Source organism: Wolbachia endosymbiont of Nasonia giraulti, from assembly GCF_048054155.1.
In the GTDB taxonomy this organism is placed as follows: Bacteria; Pseudomonadota; Alphaproteobacteria; order Rickettsiales; family Anaplasmataceae; genus Wolbachia; species Wolbachia pipientis_C.
In genome coordinates this window covers 1-17,632 of record NZ_JAFEVH010000022.1, presented here as the reverse complement: position 1 = coordinate 17,632, position 17,632 = coordinate 1, and the positions used below count along the sequence as shown (strand labels likewise).

19 protein-coding genes and 1 pseudogene are annotated in these 17,632 nt (G+C 35.8%); 12 read left to right on the top strand and 8 right to left on the bottom strand.

The annotated features are described in order from the left end of the window. Positions 1 to 216: 216 nt before the first annotated feature. From JR312_RS04060 to JR312_RS04025, 8 genes are all read right to left on the bottom strand, one after another. Positions 217 to 498, bottom strand: coding sequence for a type II toxin-antitoxin system RelE family toxin (locus JR312_RS04060; protein ID WP_010962706.1), 282 nt, complete (start codon positions 496 to 498; stop codon positions 217 to 219). After that, positions 489 to 749 carry a hypothetical protein gene (locus JR312_RS04055; protein WP_012673197.1) on the bottom strand — a complete coding sequence of 87 codons (261 nt, stop codon included), beginning with the start codon at positions 747 to 749 and terminating at the stop codon, positions 489 to 491. The genes JR312_RS04060 and JR312_RS04055 overlap by 10 nt, the downstream gene beginning before the upstream one ends. A gap of 40 nt (positions 750 to 789) precedes the next feature. Next, a complete protein-coding gene (locus tag JR312_RS04050) occupies positions 790 to 1,023 on the bottom strand; it encodes a gpW family head-tail joining protein (protein ID WP_010962704.1) in 234 nt (77 codons plus the stop codon). Between the two features lie 3 nt (positions 1,024 to 1,026). Beyond that, positions 1,027 to 2,850: a phage terminase large subunit family protein gene (locus JR312_RS04045; RefSeq protein WP_012673198.1), complete on the bottom strand. Its 1,824-nt coding sequence runs from the start codon at positions 2,848 to 2,850 to the stop codon at positions 1,027 to 1,029. Beyond that, a complete protein-coding gene (locus JR312_RS04040) occupies positions 2,847 to 4,328 on the bottom strand; it encodes an ankyrin repeat domain-containing protein (protein WP_010082188.1) in 1,482 nt (493 codons plus the stop codon). Before JR312_RS04040 ends, JR312_RS04045 begins: the two co-directional genes overlap by 4 nt. A gap of 3 nt (positions 4,329 to 4,331) precedes the next feature. Further along, the gene (locus JR312_RS04035; protein ID WP_006280180.1) at positions 4,332 to 4,811 is read right to left on the bottom strand and encodes a hypothetical protein; all 480 of its coding nucleotides are present in this window, start codon (positions 4,809 to 4,811) and stop codon (positions 4,332 to 4,334) included. Between the two features lie 13 nt (positions 4,812 to 4,824). Beyond that, entirely contained in the window at positions 4,825 to 6,051 is a 1,227-nt protein-coding gene (locus JR312_RS04030) for a DNA modification methylase (RefSeq protein ID WP_416647788.1), read from the bottom strand. A 113-nt stretch (positions 6,052 to 6,164) separates the two neighbouring features. Continuing rightward, positions 6,165 to 6,614 (bottom strand): crossover junction endodeoxyribonuclease RuvC, encoded by a 450-nt coding sequence (locus tag JR312_RS04025; protein WP_038228276.1) that lies wholly within the window; start codon positions 6,612 to 6,614, stop codon positions 6,165 to 6,167. Between the two features lie 582 nt (positions 6,615 to 7,196). Here JR312_RS04025 and JR312_RS04020 point away from each other — a divergent pair. From JR312_RS04020 to JR312_RS03965, 12 genes and pseudogenes are all read left to right on the top strand, one after another. Continuing rightward, positions 7,197 to 7,691 (top strand): sigma-70 family RNA polymerase sigma factor, encoded by a 495-nt coding sequence (locus tag JR312_RS04020; RefSeq protein ID WP_190321275.1) that lies wholly within the window; start codon positions 7,197 to 7,199, stop codon positions 7,689 to 7,691. Positions 7,692 to 7,785: 94 nt separating this feature from the next. Further along, positions 7,786 to 8,607 carry an ATP-binding protein gene (locus JR312_RS04015; RefSeq protein WP_208571550.1) on the top strand — a complete coding sequence of 274 codons (822 nt, stop codon included), beginning with the start codon at positions 7,786 to 7,788 and terminating at the stop codon, positions 8,605 to 8,607. A gap of 11 nt (positions 8,608 to 8,618) precedes the next feature. After that, positions 8,619 to 9,407: an AAA family ATPase gene (locus JR312_RS04010; protein ID WP_208571551.1), complete on the top strand. Its 789-nt coding sequence runs from the start codon at positions 8,619 to 8,621 to the stop codon at positions 9,405 to 9,407. Between the two features lie 37 nt (positions 9,408 to 9,444). Then, a complete protein-coding gene (locus JR312_RS04005; protein ID WP_182364992.1) occupies positions 9,445 to 9,945 on the top strand; it encodes a hypothetical protein in 501 nt (166 codons plus the stop codon). Next, positions 9,942 to 10,355: a hypothetical protein gene (locus tag JR312_RS04000; protein WP_416647787.1), complete on the top strand. Its 414-nt coding sequence runs from the start codon at positions 9,942 to 9,944 to the stop codon at positions 10,353 to 10,355. Before JR312_RS04005 ends, JR312_RS04000 begins: the two co-directional genes overlap by 4 nt. Further along, positions 10,273 to 11,157, top strand: a complete 885-nt coding sequence (locus JR312_RS03995) for an AAA family ATPase (protein ID WP_416647786.1) — start codon at positions 10,273 to 10,275, stop codon at positions 11,155 to 11,157. Before JR312_RS04000 ends, JR312_RS03995 begins: the two co-directional genes overlap by 83 nt. A 17-nt stretch (positions 11,158 to 11,174) precedes the next feature. Then, entirely contained in the window at positions 11,175 to 13,223 is a 2,049-nt protein-coding gene (locus JR312_RS03990) for an AAA family ATPase (protein ID WP_316659076.1), read from the top strand. Positions 13,224 to 13,305: 82 nt separating this feature from the next. Continuing rightward, positions 13,306 to 13,989, top strand: coding sequence for a hypothetical protein (locus tag JR312_RS03985; protein ID WP_316659077.1), 684 nt, complete (start codon positions 13,306 to 13,308; stop codon positions 13,987 to 13,989). A 6-nt stretch (positions 13,990 to 13,995) separates the two neighbouring features. After that, complete coding sequence (locus tag JR312_RS03980; RefSeq protein WP_264339108.1) at positions 13,996 to 15,924, top strand: DUF4815 domain-containing protein; 1,929 nt, start codon at positions 13,996 to 13,998, stop codon at positions 15,922 to 15,924. 20 nt (positions 15,925 to 15,944) lie between these two features. Next, entirely contained in the window at positions 15,945 to 17,138 is a 1,194-nt protein-coding gene (locus JR312_RS03975; protein ID WP_316659080.1) for a hypothetical protein, read from the top strand. 4 nt (positions 17,139 to 17,142) lie between these two features. Continuing rightward, positions 17,143 to 17,337 (top strand): hypothetical protein, encoded by a 195-nt coding sequence (locus tag JR312_RS03970; RefSeq protein ID WP_015589010.1) that lies wholly within the window; start codon positions 17,143 to 17,145, stop codon positions 17,335 to 17,337. Beyond that, positions 17,334 to 17,632: pseudogene (locus tag JR312_RS03965) on the top strand (hypothetical protein); the annotation flags it as partial. The gene JR312_RS03970 and the pseudogene JR312_RS03965, both read left to right, overlap by 4 nt.

Genomic DNA, 17,632 nt, shown 5'->3' with positions numbered 1-17,632 from the left:
TTTAACCTCTCTAAATTTGCTCACAATCTCTTAACTTGACGCGTATGCAGCATCCCAGGCTGAGCTTTTTATCTTTGGTTTGTTAAATAGTTGTTTGAATGATTTTAATAACATTTTGCCTCTTTGATTATGCAACAAGTTGTTGCACAATTTGACATTGAAAAATTATAGCAAGTTGCTAGAGAATTTGGTCAACAGATTGTATGTAGAGAGTCATTACTCTGGACTACGTTTATAAATTTCTTTTCGATGTCCTATTGCTGCAATTTTGACCATGTGCTCTGAGTTATCTATTAAGTATATGACTCGATAATCGCCAACACGCAACCTAAAGTAGCCTACCCATTTATGCGATAAAGCCTCACCTACTTTATCAGGAATAATTGTGAGACGTTTTTCTATAGCTTTTTGCACCCTTAACCGTATTGTTTTCGGAAGAGAAGGAAGATCTTCGGTATCTACACCTTCTAAATAACCAATTTGGTAAATTATTCCCACTTGATATCTTCATGTCTAATTATTTTTGCTCCAGGAACATTACGTTTAGCAGCAAGTTCAAGTAGAGCTATTTCTCCTTCATCCATTTCGTCACCCTCAGATAGTTTACTTACCTCAAGTTCTTCTTCTACTAGATCTTTTACAATTTCTTCAATAGTTCTATTTTGAACTTTTGCCATTTCTGTAAGATACTGAGCAAATTCCCCCTCAAAATTTACATTAACATTAAGCCTTCCTTGACTTTGATCCATATTATTCACTGTAAGATATCAACTCTAAACTATAACATTTTTACATAATTTTGTCAACCCCTTTATTTGTTGAAAAAACAATTTTTCTCTTTGGCTTCATACCTGCAATTTTCAATTCAGCCTTAATACGTTGTCTTAAGCTTAGTAAATCATTTATATCTACTTCAGCATATCTTACAACATGGTCACCATATGCAATTGATACTACTCGCTCTCCGTTTTGTAGTTTCTTTATCGCTTCTTCGACTTGAATTAGATAATCTTCGTTATACATTTACTACTCGCTGATCCATTTGCTTTTCACTATTTTCTTTGATTTTTTACTTTCTGGTTTTTCACTTAAACTATTCCATTTACTCTCTGGCCAACGATCGATTCCAAGCGCAATAGATGCTGCTCTTGCATAAATCCTACAGTCTAATACTTCATTTCTTTCTCTTACCTTTTGCCACTCTTGTTTGGTATAACCTTTTACTACTTTGCTGACTAATTGCTCTGCCGTTAGCTGCTTAAAATATTCAGGTGCATACTCGGGAAAATGACAGTATCCTGCTGGAGCTTCTTCACCGTCCTTTAAAACATTAAGTAATTGAAAAAGTTCTGACTTTAAAATCGATACTCCCACTGGCCAGAGCTTTATTCCTCTTTTTAGCTTTTGACCACCAACTGTTATATCTACTCTACTTGGGCTGCTAAGTGGTACTAGAGCTTTATTTACACCTTTCACTGCCATTACTCTTCCAGAGCCTTGATGACCTCTTACCCAATTGTATACTTCTTGTGTCGCATACCCAGCATCAACCGCCATCATACTTATCATGTATTCAAGACCATTTTCACCGATAAAATGATGATTTAAGAGCTCAGAGAGTTTTCCCCATACTTCTCCTCTTCCAGTATCACCTTCAAATACTCGGTATTCTATTGACCAACTTTCGCGGCTTTTTCCCCATGCTACAACTTCTACTTCTAAACGATCTTTTTGGACATCTACTCCTGCAGTAAGCACCACTTCTCTCCTAGGTACTGTGCCTACGGGAAAAAATTCTCTCCTGTTAAATAATTGCTTCCAATCTGGTACTTCTCCTTTGTCTACCCAGGTTTCTCCAAGCGTAGTATTTATCCATACTTTTAGTAATTGTTCACTTTCTTTTGCATGAAGAAAATCTTCTACTGCTTGAGTCCAGCTATACCAGCCTACTGGACTATAAAGACTTGAAAGATGAAATCCTTTTTTCTCACCTTTTACTCTATTAGTAGGTCTCCATTCTCCACGCTCAAGCATCTCTGTCTTTTGATGATTTTCTATTTTGCCGCTACATTCAGTGCAGACATAATGTGCTGTTCTTGAGTCGTTGTTTTCCCATTTAATTTGTGACCATTTTAGAACTTGATAGTAATTACAATACGGACATGGTACAAAAAAGTACTGCTTATCTGTTGCTTCAAATTCTTTCTCAATTCTGCTTATTCCATGAATCGTTGGTGTTGATACTAAAAAAATCTTTCGCCGTGCAAATGTATTAGTTCGAGCAATACTGAGCAGCACTGGATCTCCTTCACCACCTGAATCTCCTGGATAGGCGTCTATTTCATCAAGAAAGAGATATTTTACTGGCATAGATCTCAGTGCTACACTGCTATTTGCTCCGGTTATTACTACTATTCCACCTGGAAATTCCTTACTTTGTACAGTATTGCCTGAGTCTCTTGACCTTGGGTCTTTTACTTTACTCTTTAAACATGGCGTACTCTCTATTAACGGCGCAAATCTTCCTTTTGACCAACGCTTTCCCATTTCAACTGTTGGCTGCACAACTAACATTGGACCAGGAGTCTGATCTATAATATAGCCTATCCAATTGTTACCAGCTTCTGTTCCTCCAATCTGCGCTCCTTTCATGAATACTACTTTTTCTGCTGGTGAGGACGGAGAAAGTGAATCCATGATTTCTTTTAAATAAGGAGTTCTTTCTGTTCTCCATTTACCTGGCTCTGATGCTGCAGTTGGCGCTAAAACTCGATACTCATTCGCCCACTCTGACACTTTAAGTAGTGGATCTGGCTTTAAACCTTCAGAAAAAGATGTAGCATATATCATATCGCTAGCTCTTCACCATCATTAGATGATACCTCAACATCACTTAAAATAGAACTGCACTCACTTGTTTTCTCACTTTCGAGTTCAATAAACATTTTCTTTTCAAGTGCTTCTTCTATGTACTTCTGAGTTAAATTACTCATTGCTATTGCAGCTATGAGCGCAACTATTCCCACCATTACCGCAGCTATAATGTTAGGGTAAATTCCCACTATCACTATTGCACATACTGTTATAGAAACACAGACGATATTGATATATTTCTTTATTTTTTTGTCTGCTATTTTCCTTTCTTCAAAATATTTATTGCTCAATAAATGAAATGTTGGAAAGTTCTTCTGTCTTCCAAATAACACTATTTCCTTCTCTTTGCTCAGTAATTTTATTAATTTTGCGTTGTTCGTTATTATTGCATACTGAAAAACATCCGTGGCATCTGCTCCTCTCTTTAGCAACAACTTTACTACGTTAAAGTGACCATGCTTTACAGCAACATAAATTCCCGTTTTTCCACTCTCATCTACAGCATCTATTTCAACTCCTTCACCAAGAATACCGTCTATTAGGTCTTCATATCCTTTTCTGGCAGCTAAATGAAGCAAACTGTTTTTATCAGCTCCGTATCTATTACTTGCTAAAATCTTTACTATATCTAATCTATTTGCTTCTTTTGCATAACAAAATGGTGTCTTGCCATTATCATCCTTAATTAAAGGATCTATATCTTCTCGCGTTAGTAAAACTTCTATTGTTTTCAGCCTTTCAGCATAATGTAGTGGCGTTTTATTTTCATAATCTTGTAAGTTAACCCCAGCATTAGGAACATTTATTAAGCATCTTACAATATCTAAACATAAGTCCCTTTCGTCGTAATTACTACTACTTATAGCTACGTGCAAAGAAGATAATTTCATTGCATTTCTGCCGCTGCCAACTACATTAACATTCGCACCAAGATTTGAAAGTAATTTTACTACTCCTAGCTTCTTGTTGTTTACTGCATAATGAATTGCTGCATGATTTCTCGCATCAAGAACATCTTTGTCCGCATTTCCTTCTCTAATTAAAATTTCTACTATTTGTTCATGCCCAGCTCCTGCCGCTAAGTGTAACGGTGTATGTAGTAAAGCATTCTGCTCATTAACATTAGTCCCTTTGTCGAGTAAAAACCTTACAGCATTTGCTTCATTCAACATCGCAGCTAAGTGAAGTAAGCTATCTTTCTCCAATCCATATTTGTGATTGATTAGTGCTTGTAATATCTCTTCTCTTGCACAATCCAGCGCACTTTTACCATTATCATCAGTGATCAGTGGATTAATATTTTTCCTATTTAGTAAGAGAGCAACCATACTAAGCTCGTTAATTTCTACTGCATAATGTAGTGGGGTTTTCCCATTTAATCCTCTAACATTTACATCCACTCCTGGTTGATTAATAAGACACTTTATTAATTCTAAACTTAAGTTAGCAGACATTATTTAAAACTTAATATTAGATAATTCTTGTAATGAGTTTGTAATCTCTTCGGTTAGCGCCATATGAATCTTTTCAGTGTCACTCAGTGATGCAAGCAGTGCTGAAACTCTATTTGGAATATTAAGCAAATTATTACGGACAACTCTTGCTACATTAAATGCATCGCGCTTTACTTCCTCTACTGCTACAAGTTCACCAATCTCAGCCTTAGCTTTCGCCTCAAGAAGTTTACCTCGTTCCATTTCATTTTTTATTCGAGTTTTTAGCAACATCGTGGAAAGGTTACTTGTATTTTCGTTTTCTGGATTTTTCCTCCTAAGTGGCTGACTTGGATCTCTTATTGCCGCTACTGCTTCATTTGCTTGTTCTCTATTTACCAAACCATTCTCCAACTCAATTATTCCTTTTTTTACTAAATAACAGACATATTGCTTTGAAACTCCTATCTCTCTTGCCCATTCCGTTTGTGTGATCTTTTCCACTTCTTTTGCCCCTTTATTGCTGTTTTTCTTCTTGAATTTGTGCAAAAGTTTTGCCAGTACCAGAAAGAATTGCTTCCCTACCTGTGTATACTTGCCAACGTTTTATCGTTACATCTACAAATTTTGAATCTAGCTCTATTGTTCTGCAAATTCTTCCTGTTCTCTCACATGCAATCAGTGTGCTGCCAGAACCGCTAAATGGATCAAGTACAGTATCCCCAGGTCTGCTGCTATTAACTATTGCTTTCTCCATTAGCTCTACTGGCTTCATTGTTGGGTGCAGTGAGTTATGTATTGGCTTATCATAAAACCATAGATCACTTTGATTTCTACCTCCATGCCACTCACGTTTATTGCCGCTTTTCCATCCATAGAGCATTGCTTCGTATTGTCTTTGATAATCAGACCTGCCTAGCGTAAAATGATTCTTTGCCCAAATGATAAATGTTGACCATTTTCCTCCTGCTTCCTCAAATGCTTTTTGCAGCGTTGAAAACTCTGATGATGATATGCAGATGTAAATTGCTCCTTTCGTATATGCTAAAATATTGGAACAGATGTCGTAGAGAAAAAGCTCATACTTTTCACCTTGATTATCATTCAATATTTTTTTATCTTCTCTCTCCTGGCTACTACCATAATCAACGTTATATGGAGGATCACAAACAGTAATATCTGCCATTTTATCATCTAATACTGCTTTAAATGATTCAACTACGCAGCTATCACCGCAATAGATTCTATGATCACCTAAAATCCATAAATCCCCTGGTTTTGCTATTTCTACCTTTTTATCAATTAACTCCAAAACTCCTCTTTCTACTTCTTCTTTTCCATCAAAATCATCGAGAAAACGTTGAACTTTTTCCAATTCAAATCCAGTCATTTTAAGATCAAACTGCAAATCTTCTAACTCTTGAATTTCCACTTTCAAAAGCTCATCGTCCCACTTTGCCCAGTTAGCTGATTGATTTGCCAGTAACCGAAAAGCTTTAGTTTGTGGTTCATTTAAATTATCACTTAAGACCACTGGAATACTCTCCATACCAAGTTTTCTTGCTGCTTTAAGTCTTAAATGACCATCAACCACAGTTCCATCGCTTTTTGCAACTATTGGTATACGAAAGCCAAATTCCCTGATTGAAGCACACATTATATTTACTACATCATCATTTTTACGAGGATTACGCTTATATTCGACGAGGTTTTCAACAGGATAGTAGTGGATTGCTAAATTCATATAATTTAAATCCTTAATAATTAAAAAGTTAATATTCAAAATATCTCTGACGCTAAAGAAGGCCTGGGGTTGAACCCACCAAATCCGCCATTCTGGCTGAAAGGACCCACTTTTTATGGATTTTTCGTCTTATTAATATCTTTACTAATATAGAACATTAATGCCAAAGCATCGGCCTCATTATCATCTCTAGGTGAAAAACTTTTTTCACGTATCGCTTCAATAACTTCACTCTTACTTGCATTGCCTTTGCCTGCTATAAAGCGTTTTATAGTTTTAACATTAACACCTTGGTAGGGAATATTGTTCTCTTCACACCAAGCAGACAGCACTGCAAGAAACCCACCGTAGCAATGGGCTGCATCAGTTCCTAAATGTCTTCTCACCTCCTCAAAGTACACTGCAGAAATGTCTTTCAAAGAATTGAGCCAATTGCAAAAGTTTAAGAAACACATTCCACCTCCGCTGAAACGACTACCATGAAAGCTTTTGCTCCCACTTTCAATTATTCCATCTGTTAGAATTGCCCAGCCTGTTTGCTTGCCGAGATCTAGCGTTAAGATTGACGTACAAAAACTCCTTTGTGTAATTAAAGTTCAATGCCCTGTATAATATATATGTACGATGACTCGCAAATTCGTCCGCAATTTTGAAAAAAAATTAAAAAAAATTTCATATCCTGCCATTTGAGTTTTTACTTATCTTAATAACTATTTTACATAACTTATATTACGCCAATATTTATATTATTATATTATCATATATTATATTTTACCTGTATTTAAATATATATATAATATATATAAGACTTCAGTAATCCGTAAATCCTCTTCACTGGCCGATTTTAGCCACTTAACTTTAGAAACGGCTTTTAGGAATAGAACATAAAAAAGACAATATTATCAATAACTTAACGATTACTGCTTTCTGAAATACTAATTAGTAATTCAGAAATTAGGTACGAAATTGGTAGTTTTTTACCTATGAAAAAGTAGCTTCAGTAGTGTATCAAAACGTTTAAATCTTATTTTAATTTTTAAAGATTTTATTCTTTTAGATAAAAAAATTATTACTACTTTTTTATAATAAATTAGTCATACAAAGTCTTGGTAAAAATCTCTATTCATGAAACTTTTGGAGTTTTTATGAAGAATTCTTATCAAGGAATCGATTCTACAATTGTTAAACATGTGAGATTTCAAGCTTCGCGCCTTAAATCCAAAAGCTGTTTTATTAACGAAAGTCTCGAAGATATAGAACAAGAGCTTTTTTGTCAGGTTTGGCAATATCTTAACCGGCACGATGAGAAAAGAAGTAGTTTTAGTACTTTCGTTGCTAGATTAGCTAATTATTGTGCTCGCAATATGTTACGCAATCAGTTATGTCTAAAACGTAATATAACTTTTGATGATATAAACGACGATATTCCAGATCATAGGAACTCGGAAATCGAAGCGATAATTCGCACTGATATAAATAATATAATTTCAACTTTGTCTGAAAAAGATAGTAATTTATGTCAATTACTTAAGGTATTTACTATTACTGAAGTTTCTGTAATAACCAAAATACCAAAGACAACTATCTATCGCACACTAGAACGAATACGCAATAAATTCTCAGTTTTAGAGAAGTTATAAGCTCTCGATTATATTTGCTCAAAAATTTTTTTTTGCAAATTGCGGACGAATTGCCTAGGTCATCGTACATATATATTTAGGTACTGGGAGAAAAATGAAAATAATGAACAGCAATGAACGGCTAAAAGTTCAAACAGGTATAAAAATGGTCATCTTTGGTCCTTATGGTATAGGTAAAACTAGTCTCTTAAAGACCATAAATGAACCAACACTTTGTCTTGATTTTGAGGCAGGTTTACTTGCTGTTCAAGATTGGCAAGGGGATTCTGTAAGTATTCGTACTTGGAATGAGGCAAGAGATATTGCATGTCTCATAGGTGGTCCTAATCCTGCGTTAAAATCTGACTCAGCGTATAGCCAAAGACACTATGAGCATGTATCCAGTAAATACAAAGAGCTTTCTTCAGAGTTTCTCAAGTATCGATGTGTTTTTATCGATAGTATTACAGTAGCCTCTCGTTTATGTCTATTATGGGCAAAAATGCAACCTGAAGCTTTTTCTGAAAGATCAGGAAAACAAGATATGAGAGCTGCTTACGGGTTACTTGCTCAAGAGATGATGGCTTGGCTCAATCAGTTTCAACATATTCCAAATAAAGACATCATTATAGTTGGAACTCTTGGGCAATACCTTGATGATTTCAATCGCTCGACTTGGCTACCTCAATGTGAAGGTGCTAAAACCGCAAGTGAAATTCCTGGCATTGTTGATGAAGTAATTAGCATGGTTGGAATCAAGAAAGATGATGGTACAGAAATTCGTTCATTTGTCTGTCAGACGATTAATTCTTGGGGATATCCTGCTAAAGATCGAAGTGGTTGCCTTAATATGGTTGAAGAACCGCATCTAGAAAAACTTCTTACAAAAATTAAAACTAAAGCTTTTGCAATTCAACCTGTCACGCCCAACATATAGGAGGTTATTATATGCTACAAAACTTTTTAACTATTGGTCAAAAAATTCCTTTTTTCAGTGTGAAAGAATACTTGGACGATCGATCGCCAATACCAGAGGATATAATCTCACCAAGAATTCTAACTAAAAGAGGTTTGTTAGTATTTGGTGGCCCTCCTAAGATTGGCAAAAGCGACTTTTTGATCTCTTGGCTTGTCCACATGGCTGCTGGTAGATCATTTCTCGGTATGACACCAAATAGACCTTTGAAAATCTTCTACATGCAAACTGAAATTGAATATGAATATATGAAAGAACGTTTGCAACAACTTGATAATGAACTTTTGAATGTAGCTGCTAACAACTTAATCATTACGCCAAAAGTGCACTTATCATTTAATCATGATGAAATAAGTGAAATTAAGGAGATTGTAAATGAACGCTTTAAACCTGATGTTTTGGCCATAGATCCATTACGTAACATCTTTAGCAGTGAATATGGAAATGAAAATGATAATAGTGCTATGCTGTTCTTTCTGCAAAAGACTCTTGAGAAGCTACGCAGTGCTGTCAATCCAGATGCTTGTATTGTACTCACTCATCATACAAAAAAATTATCGAAAAAGATGCTCGAAGAAGATCCATTTCAAGGCCTAAGTGGTGCTGGATCTTTACGTGGATTTTACAGTACTGGTATGGTGATGTTTGCTCATGATGAAGAAAGCAGTGCACGCCAGATAGTATTTGAGCTTCGCAATGGTGAACGCGTGCCAAACAAACTTGTCGATAAGATAAATGGTCATTGGCAGCTAATGGAATAGCTAACTTTCACTTTAAAGTCAACTTATAGGAGAGCGTATGCTACAAGATTTTTTAACTGATTTTAATAATGCAAAACTGCAGAGCAGTTTAATACCGAAAGGTACAATAGTCAAGGTAAAAATGGCAATAAAGCCTGGAGGTTATGAAAATTGGTTCACTAAAAACTACACTACTGGCAGCATCTATTTAAACACTGAATTTACTGTCACTGAAGGTCCATATGCAAAACGCAAGATTTTTCAGATTATAGGTATCAAAAATGGCAAAGCAGAAGGTGAAGAAGACATCTGGGGAGAATCTGGACGTTCTATGCTGCGTAGTATTTTGGAATCATCCAGAAATATTCATGCAAATGACACTTCAGAGAAAGCAGTTACTGCTAGAAAAATCAACTCTATAGCTGATTTCAACGATTTAGAGTTTACAGCGAAAGTAGGCGTTGAAACTAATAATACGTATGGAGATAGGAATAGGATTACTACAGTTATTACTCCAGAATTACAAAAAAGTTTTCAAGATGATTGGTTACCATTTTGAAGTATGACGAAGGAAAGTTGTGGGCTGCTGTTATTACTAGAGCTATTCAGGATGCAGCAGGAAAAAACCCTAAACTTAAAAAAGAGGCTTGTCAATGGATTCGCTCACGATCTTTTGAAACTGTTTGTGAGCTGGCTAATCTTGACTTTAAACGTCTAAAAAATATGTTGAACAAATTTGGAATAAACAAGGAGAATTTTATGGATTTTTCATCTAAAAATGCTTTGAAAATAAAATCATTATTAATTAATAACATCAAAGATTGTTTATCTTATTTGTTACCTGAAGGCAAATCTTACCAAGATAAATTCTATATTGGCAGTAGAAATGGAAGGAGAAAATGCAGGAAATTGGTACAACCTGATCGAAGAAAAGAAAGGAAATATAATAGACCTTTGGACTTTAGTTAAAGGTAATATAGATTCTGCTGAAACATGGTTGAACGGTAAAGATGAAAGAAGTTCCATATTACAAGAAAAACAAAACGAAGGAAAAGCATTTTCTGTAAATCATTACTTAAATGACAAATCACCAATGCCACAAGATATAATAGGCCCAAGAATTTTGACACCAGGTGGTCTTTTGGTCATAGGTGGTACTCCAAAGATTGGCAAAAGTCATTTTCTTCTTTCTCTATTAGTACATCTGGCAGCAGGAAGATCATTTCTTGGCATGAAGCCTACAAGACCGCTAAAAATATTCTATCTACAAAACGAAATGGAATATGATTACATTAGAGAACGTATACAACAACTCAACAAACTTCCTCATTTAGCAACAGAAAACTTAATTGTGACGAACAAGATGAATTTGACCTTAAATGAAGAAGGTATAGAAAAAATAAAAAATATGGTAGAGGAAAAGTTTGATTTAGTTGTGATTGATTCTCCTTATAATTCCGTTAACTATGGTCTGCAGCATGCAATAGAAAAACTACGTTCCAAGATTAATCCTATGGCTGGAATAATCATCACAAATCACACCAAAAAAGTACCTACCTCTATATTGGAAAAGAATCCATTTCAAGCTCTTGTTGGTGCTAATGCTTTAAGAAGTTTTTATACATCTGGAATAGTAATATTTCAACCCAATAAACGTACAAATATCTTGCAAGTAGTATATGAACTTAGAAACGGTAGATCTATACCAACAAAATTCATCAACAAGATTAATGGATGTTGGAAATCTGCTAACGTTATAGCTAGAACATAAAAATTCTTCAGGTAGGTATGGATATTTATTGTTCACAAAGAAATGGACATTATAAATTATTAGGGAAGAAAGAACAGTTAAGAACTCAACTCCTATCAAATATAAGGTCATGTCTTTCTTATTTACTGCCAAGAGGAACTTTTCGTGGTGATAAGTTCTATGTAGGTGATCTAAAAGGCAATCAAGGAAAAAGTATGATAGTGGAGTTAACTGGCAGTAAAGCCGGATTATGGCATGATTTTTCTACCGGAGAAGGAGGAGATATTTTTGATCTTTGGGCTGCTGTTACTGGAAAAAATCAATTTACTGATACGATAGAAGATATTGCTAAGTGGATTGGTTATTCGGAAAAAAATAACACTCTGGGGCAACCAACGGCATCATGGAACTATTACGATGAAAGTGATCAAGTGATTGCTACAGTTTATCGTTATAACACTGATTCAGGAAAAAGATATCTTCCTTTTGATGTAAAAAGGTCTAGTTTTACTCCACCACAGATCAGGCCTTTATATAATATTTCAGGTATTATGAAATCTGATAAGGTGATTTTAGTTGAAGGTGAAAAGTGTGCAGATGCTCTGATAGAGCAAGGTATAACTGCCACAACTGCAATGTTAGGAGCAAATGCACAAATAGAGAAAACAGACTGGTCACCACTTAAGGGTAAGCATGTTATTATTTGGCCAGACAATGATGAACCAGGCAAACAATATGCTGAGAAAGTTGTGAAAAAGCTTACTTTTCTTGGTGTTTTATCACTTACTCTTCTTGAAATACCGGAGAATAAACCAAAAGGATGGGATTCAGCTGATGGTATAGAAGAAAAGATGAATATTCCTGAATTCATTGAAAATAACTCGAAAAAAATCATCGTTAAGCAATTTCTTAATATTCAAGAATGGAGTGTGGAACGTTTTATAGGTCCAGTACCAGAGCAAAAGTTTCTTGTTGAAGGGTTATTTCCTTTAGGAGTGACATCTATTCTAGCTGCAATGGGAGATACTGGTAAAGGTATGCTTCTGCTTGATTTAGCACTGAAAGTTGCGAGTAGAAAAGATCAGCCATGTGGTTTTGGTCCTTTAGTTACTGAACATGGATCTGTTGTAATATTCTCTGCAGAAGATGATATGAGTGAAATACATCGTCGTTTAGAGCGTCTTGACTCACAATGCGAGAGATTAAAATATAAGGATAGGCTCTTTATTGTACCATTACCAAATGTTAGTGGATCACTTACAATCATAAAGAGTGTTTCAGGTAAAGTTATAGAGACTTCTCCTGAATTTGAATCGATAACAAAACAACTTAATAAAATAAAAGACTTAAAATTAATCGTATTTGATCCACTTGCATCATTCGTGCATGCTGATTTAAATACTGACCCAGCCGTAGGCGATTATTTGATGTCTTTATTATCTGATTTAGCAGGTAGCACTGGAGCATCAATAATTACTGCTCATCATATGAGAAAGCCAAAAAGTGAAAAACCTATATCGACTGTTGAGCAAGCACGTGATGCCATTAGAGGTACATCTGCTCTTGTTAATGGTGTTAGGTGTTCATACGCTTTTTGGTCTGTGGAAGATACAGCTAAACCGACAATTTTTAAATCAATAGGAGAATCTGTAAGACAGAACGCATTATTTTATGGAGCAATTGTTAAAGCAAACGGTTTGGCTGATCGCACTTTACGCACTTATTTAAGAAATGAAGAAACAGGATTGTTAGAGGACATAACTGAAAGATTAAGAATAAAAAATATGAACGAAAAAGATTCAAAGCAGCATCTTATAACTGCAATTACACGAGCAGCAATTTCTGGACATCCATTTACCCATACAGGAAGTACAGGAGTGTATAAACAGCGGCATAGACTACCTGAGGAGTTTCACAGTATAGGAAGAGATAGAATGGAGCGTATAGTTCAAGAGCTGTTACAAACACGGAAGCTGGTTAAGGGAATGGCTACTGGTTCAAAAGAAGATAAATGGCTTGACATTCCTAGCGGACCATTTGCTCGCGGTGTTGGAAAGTTTAGCTGTGGAGCTGAGCTATTCTCCTAAAAAATTTTTCTGATATAAAAAAATATTTTGATTTTTGCGGACGAATTTTGAACTCACCGTACATATATAATATAGGGGGAAAATGTCAATACTCACACAGTCAGGAAGAGCAGCAATAGCAGCCAGCATCAAAAAGCAATCTATCCATCTTGCTTGGGGAACAGGTGATTCAAGCTCTGGAAGTAGCCACAAAGTAGAAAAAACTTTCGTTAAGGGTGAAATAAAATTTGATCATCAACCTATTAAAGATGTGAAGGTTGTTACAGGGCAAACAACTTATCAGCCAAGTATTGACTATACAGTTAATGGCAGTACTGGTGTAATAAAACTTACGGAAAATAGCTCTATTCCAGTAAGTGATAAAGTTACTGTAGAGTATAGTGAAAGCACACCACCTGAACCTATAAATTCTATAAAGCTCTTGAATGAACTTGGCAGACGTACTGCAGATGAAGTGCTATTCTGCGCAGGTGATGAAAATGGCGAACTTATAACTCCTTCTGGAAGGTTTAGGCCCTCAAATGTACCAACTAATAATCTCTATCTCAAATTTACTTTCGATTTCACGGATGCAGCAAATCAAGTAATCAGAGAGCTAGGGGTTATGGTTGGTACTAAAGTAAAAGAAGAATTACCTATAGGACAGAGGTATTTTGAACCACAAGATATAGAAGACCCAGGGATCTTATTAGTTTTAGAACACACTGTACCACTTATCAGAACATCTGCAACTCGGGAAACTTTTTCATTTGTTGTAACCTTTTAGAATAAAATGACTTTAAACGCCTATTATAACCGCTTTAATCCTGACAAAGAGTACGAAAAAAGTTTGTTCCTTGCAGGAAGAGGTCTACAGTCTGCAGAATTAAATGAGACTCAGGAGTATGCTCTTTCTAAGCTTAAAGGCATAGGTGATGCAATATTTCGTGATGGTGATGTTATAACGGGAAGCAATTGTATTATAGATGCAAAAACTGGTAAAGCTACACTTGAGGGAGGAAAAATCTATCTGCGCGGTGCAGTTAGAAAAGTTGAAAAAGAAGAATTTGTTATTCCACTGAGTACCACAGTTCGCATAGGTGTTTATTATGTAGAATCTACGATTACAGAACTTGAGGATGAAAACCTTCGTGATCCTGCTATTGGTACAAGAAATTATCAGGAAGTAGGAGCTGCAAGGCTTAAAGTTTCCACCATTTGGGGTTATCAAGCAGAAGGTCTTTCTCCACGTTTTTCTGAAGGAGAGTTTTATCCAATCTATAACATTGAAAATGGAGTATTAATAGAACATTCACCACCTCCACAAGCAAACATAGTAACTACTGCTCTTGCTCGTTATGACAAAGAAGCAAATGGTTCCTACGTCGTAAATGGTCTTGAAGTAATGTTCCTGCAAAAGGAAGAGGGAGAAGGAGGAAAAAAAATATTTGTGATTAATGAGGGCAAAGCTCATGTTGATGGCTATGAGATTGAACTTCCTCACAGTATTCGTGTTTCTTTTGATGAAGATCCGGATATAAAATCAGTTGAATCAGAACCACATACTTTTCAGCCAAATAGCCAAAGAGTAATGGAACTGAAGGTTAATGATTTTCCAATAAGTGAAATTAAAAAAGTAGATATAACTGTTCAGAAAACCATTACTGTTACTCATGGTTCATACTCTGGAGCTATTGATCCGATACCTGACTCTGCAGTACTTGAGATTATTCAAGTTAAACAAGGCAATGTTATTTATGAAAATAGTATAGATTACAAATTAAACGCAGGAAACGTTGATTGGTCATTACCAGGTAAAGAACCAGCTCCTGGAAGTAGTTATCAAATAACCTACCGCTGTCGTACTCATGTAAGCCCTGAAGATATAAGTGAACAGGGATGCAAAGTAAAAGGAGCAGTTGATAACAGCTTGGTTCTGATTGATTACACCTGGAAAATGCCCCGCTATGATTTAATTACTATCGATAGCAAAGGAGTGGTAAGAAGAATAAAAGGAATTTCTCACCCTTGGCGACCATCAATGCCTAGAGCGCCTAGTGGACAACTTTTGCTCTGCTACATTCATCAGACGTGGAAAAAAGGCGAAGGGGTAAAAATAGTGAATAATGCTATTCATGCTGTACCGATGAATGAGCTTGAAGCAATGAAAAAAGGAATAAATGATCTTTATGCGCTGGTTGCAGAGGAACGTCTACGCAATGATGCAAATTCAAGAGAACCTACCACCAAAAAAGGAGTATTTGTTGATTCATTCTTTGATGATGATATGCGCGATCAAGGAATTTTGCAGTCTGCAGCAATAGTAAATAAGGAACTAATTTTACCAATAGATGTAACGATTGCTGATATTGATGGAGGAGAAAAAACTTATTTGTTGCCATATGAACTTGAACCGGTACTGGAGCAGCTTTTACAGACTAAAGGAGAAAAGATCAATCCATATCAAGCTTTTGATCCAGTCCCGGCACAAATTACTCTAAATAAAAATATAGATCACTGGACGGAGGTTACCACGAATTGGAAAAGTCCAGTAACCAGAGTGTTTAATGTTAAAGAAACAACAGAGCTGCTGTCAAGTACCTCATACGAAACTGAATTTATGCGAGAAGCAACTCAAAATTTTGAGATTGAAGGTTTTGCAACTGGTGAAAAGCTTAAGGAAGTAAAATTTGATGGCATAAGCATTCAACCTCAAGCATAGAAAATATTTGAAAGAAAAACATGATCGCAACATTTATTGCTGATAACAGAGGAAAAATAAAAGGAAGATTTACTGTACCAAGAAACATTCCTGCTGGGACTAAGTTAGTACAGTTCTTCGGTGATAAAGGAAGTTATGGAGAAGCAACGTATACTGGTAAAAAAACAATTACCATAGAGGAAAGAAGAAGAGTGATCGCAGCAAGACGAGTTGATCCTTTAGCCCAAACATTTACGCTAAATGAGAGCAGACACATAGGAGGCGTGGAGCTATGGTTCGTAAATAGCAGCAAAAAACGTGTTGTTGTGCAGATTAGAGAAACAGCAGTGGGAATGCCCTCGCAGACTGTCATTGCTGAAAGTTATATTGAGCCAAGAGATATAAAGGTGGATGGCACAGCAACACGTATTACTTGGTCACCAGTGTTTTGCCATGCAGGAGAGGAGTATGCAATAGTTTTACTTACCGATGATTCAGAGACAACAGTCAAAATAGCAGAACTTGGCAAATATGATGCAGTAAATAGCCGTTGGGTAACGAGTCAGCCATATCAAGTAGGAGTATTACTCTCATCTAGCAACGCAAGTACTTGGACTCCACATCAGAACTTAGATTTAACGCTTCGGCTTTTGGCTGCAAAATTTAGCGAAGTTTCTCACATTATTGATCTTGGCAAGGTTACTGCAAATAACGTATCAGATTTAATTGTTTTGACGAACGTCGAAAAAGTAGCATTTGATACCAATGTAGAATTTATTTTAACAGATGAAGAAGGAAAAGAAAATTTTTTGTCTGATAATTTGCCGCTCGCACTGCGTGAAAGAATAAATGGGGAATTAACGGTAAAAGCAAGCCTAAAAGGAGGGCGAGAAAAAAGTCCAGTTCTTTATCCTGGGTTACAGTTAGTTCTGGGTAATCTTTCAGAGTTCGGAGATTATGTTACAAGAAGCATTACAGCAGGAGCTAACACTAAGATTACCATAACATATGATGCGCTGATACCTGGCACTGCAGATGTTAAAGCATATGTACAAAAAAACGTGGATTGGCAATTAGTAAATTTAACATCAGGAAAACCAATTGGAGAAAATTTGGTAGAGAGAACTCATGTGCTATCAAATTTTAATGGTAATGATACAAGGATAAAATTGGTTTTAAGTGGAACGGTTGTCTATCGTCCAAAAGTCAAAAATCTACGAATCATTATCACTTAGCAGAATGTCAGATGATAAAACAAGTAGAGGATACTCTTTGCCTCATCCAGAAAACATTGCTGTGCAAGATGTTGTTCGTATCCGTACCACAATTAAGAAAATAGATGAAGATATTACCGAAAGAGAAGATGAGCATAATCAACTTAAGAGTAATTTTGAGCGGTTTAATTTTGAGACTTTTTTAAATTTTTGGAAATGAAAGAAGCAATATACCAAAGGATAAAGGATTTAGCAGCAAATAGCACACCTGATCAACTGGCATATCTTGCAAAATCGCTGGAATTGATAGCAGATAAAAAAGCTATTGCTGACATTGTGCAGATGACTGAGGTAAAAGAGATAATTGATGCACTACAAAAGAGGATTAAGGATTTAGCAGAAAACAGTACACCAGATCAATTAGCATATCTTGCTAAAGCATTGGAATCAATAATCGACAAAAGTACAGTTTCTGAAATTGTACAGATGACAGATGGTAAGCTAAAAGAACTTCT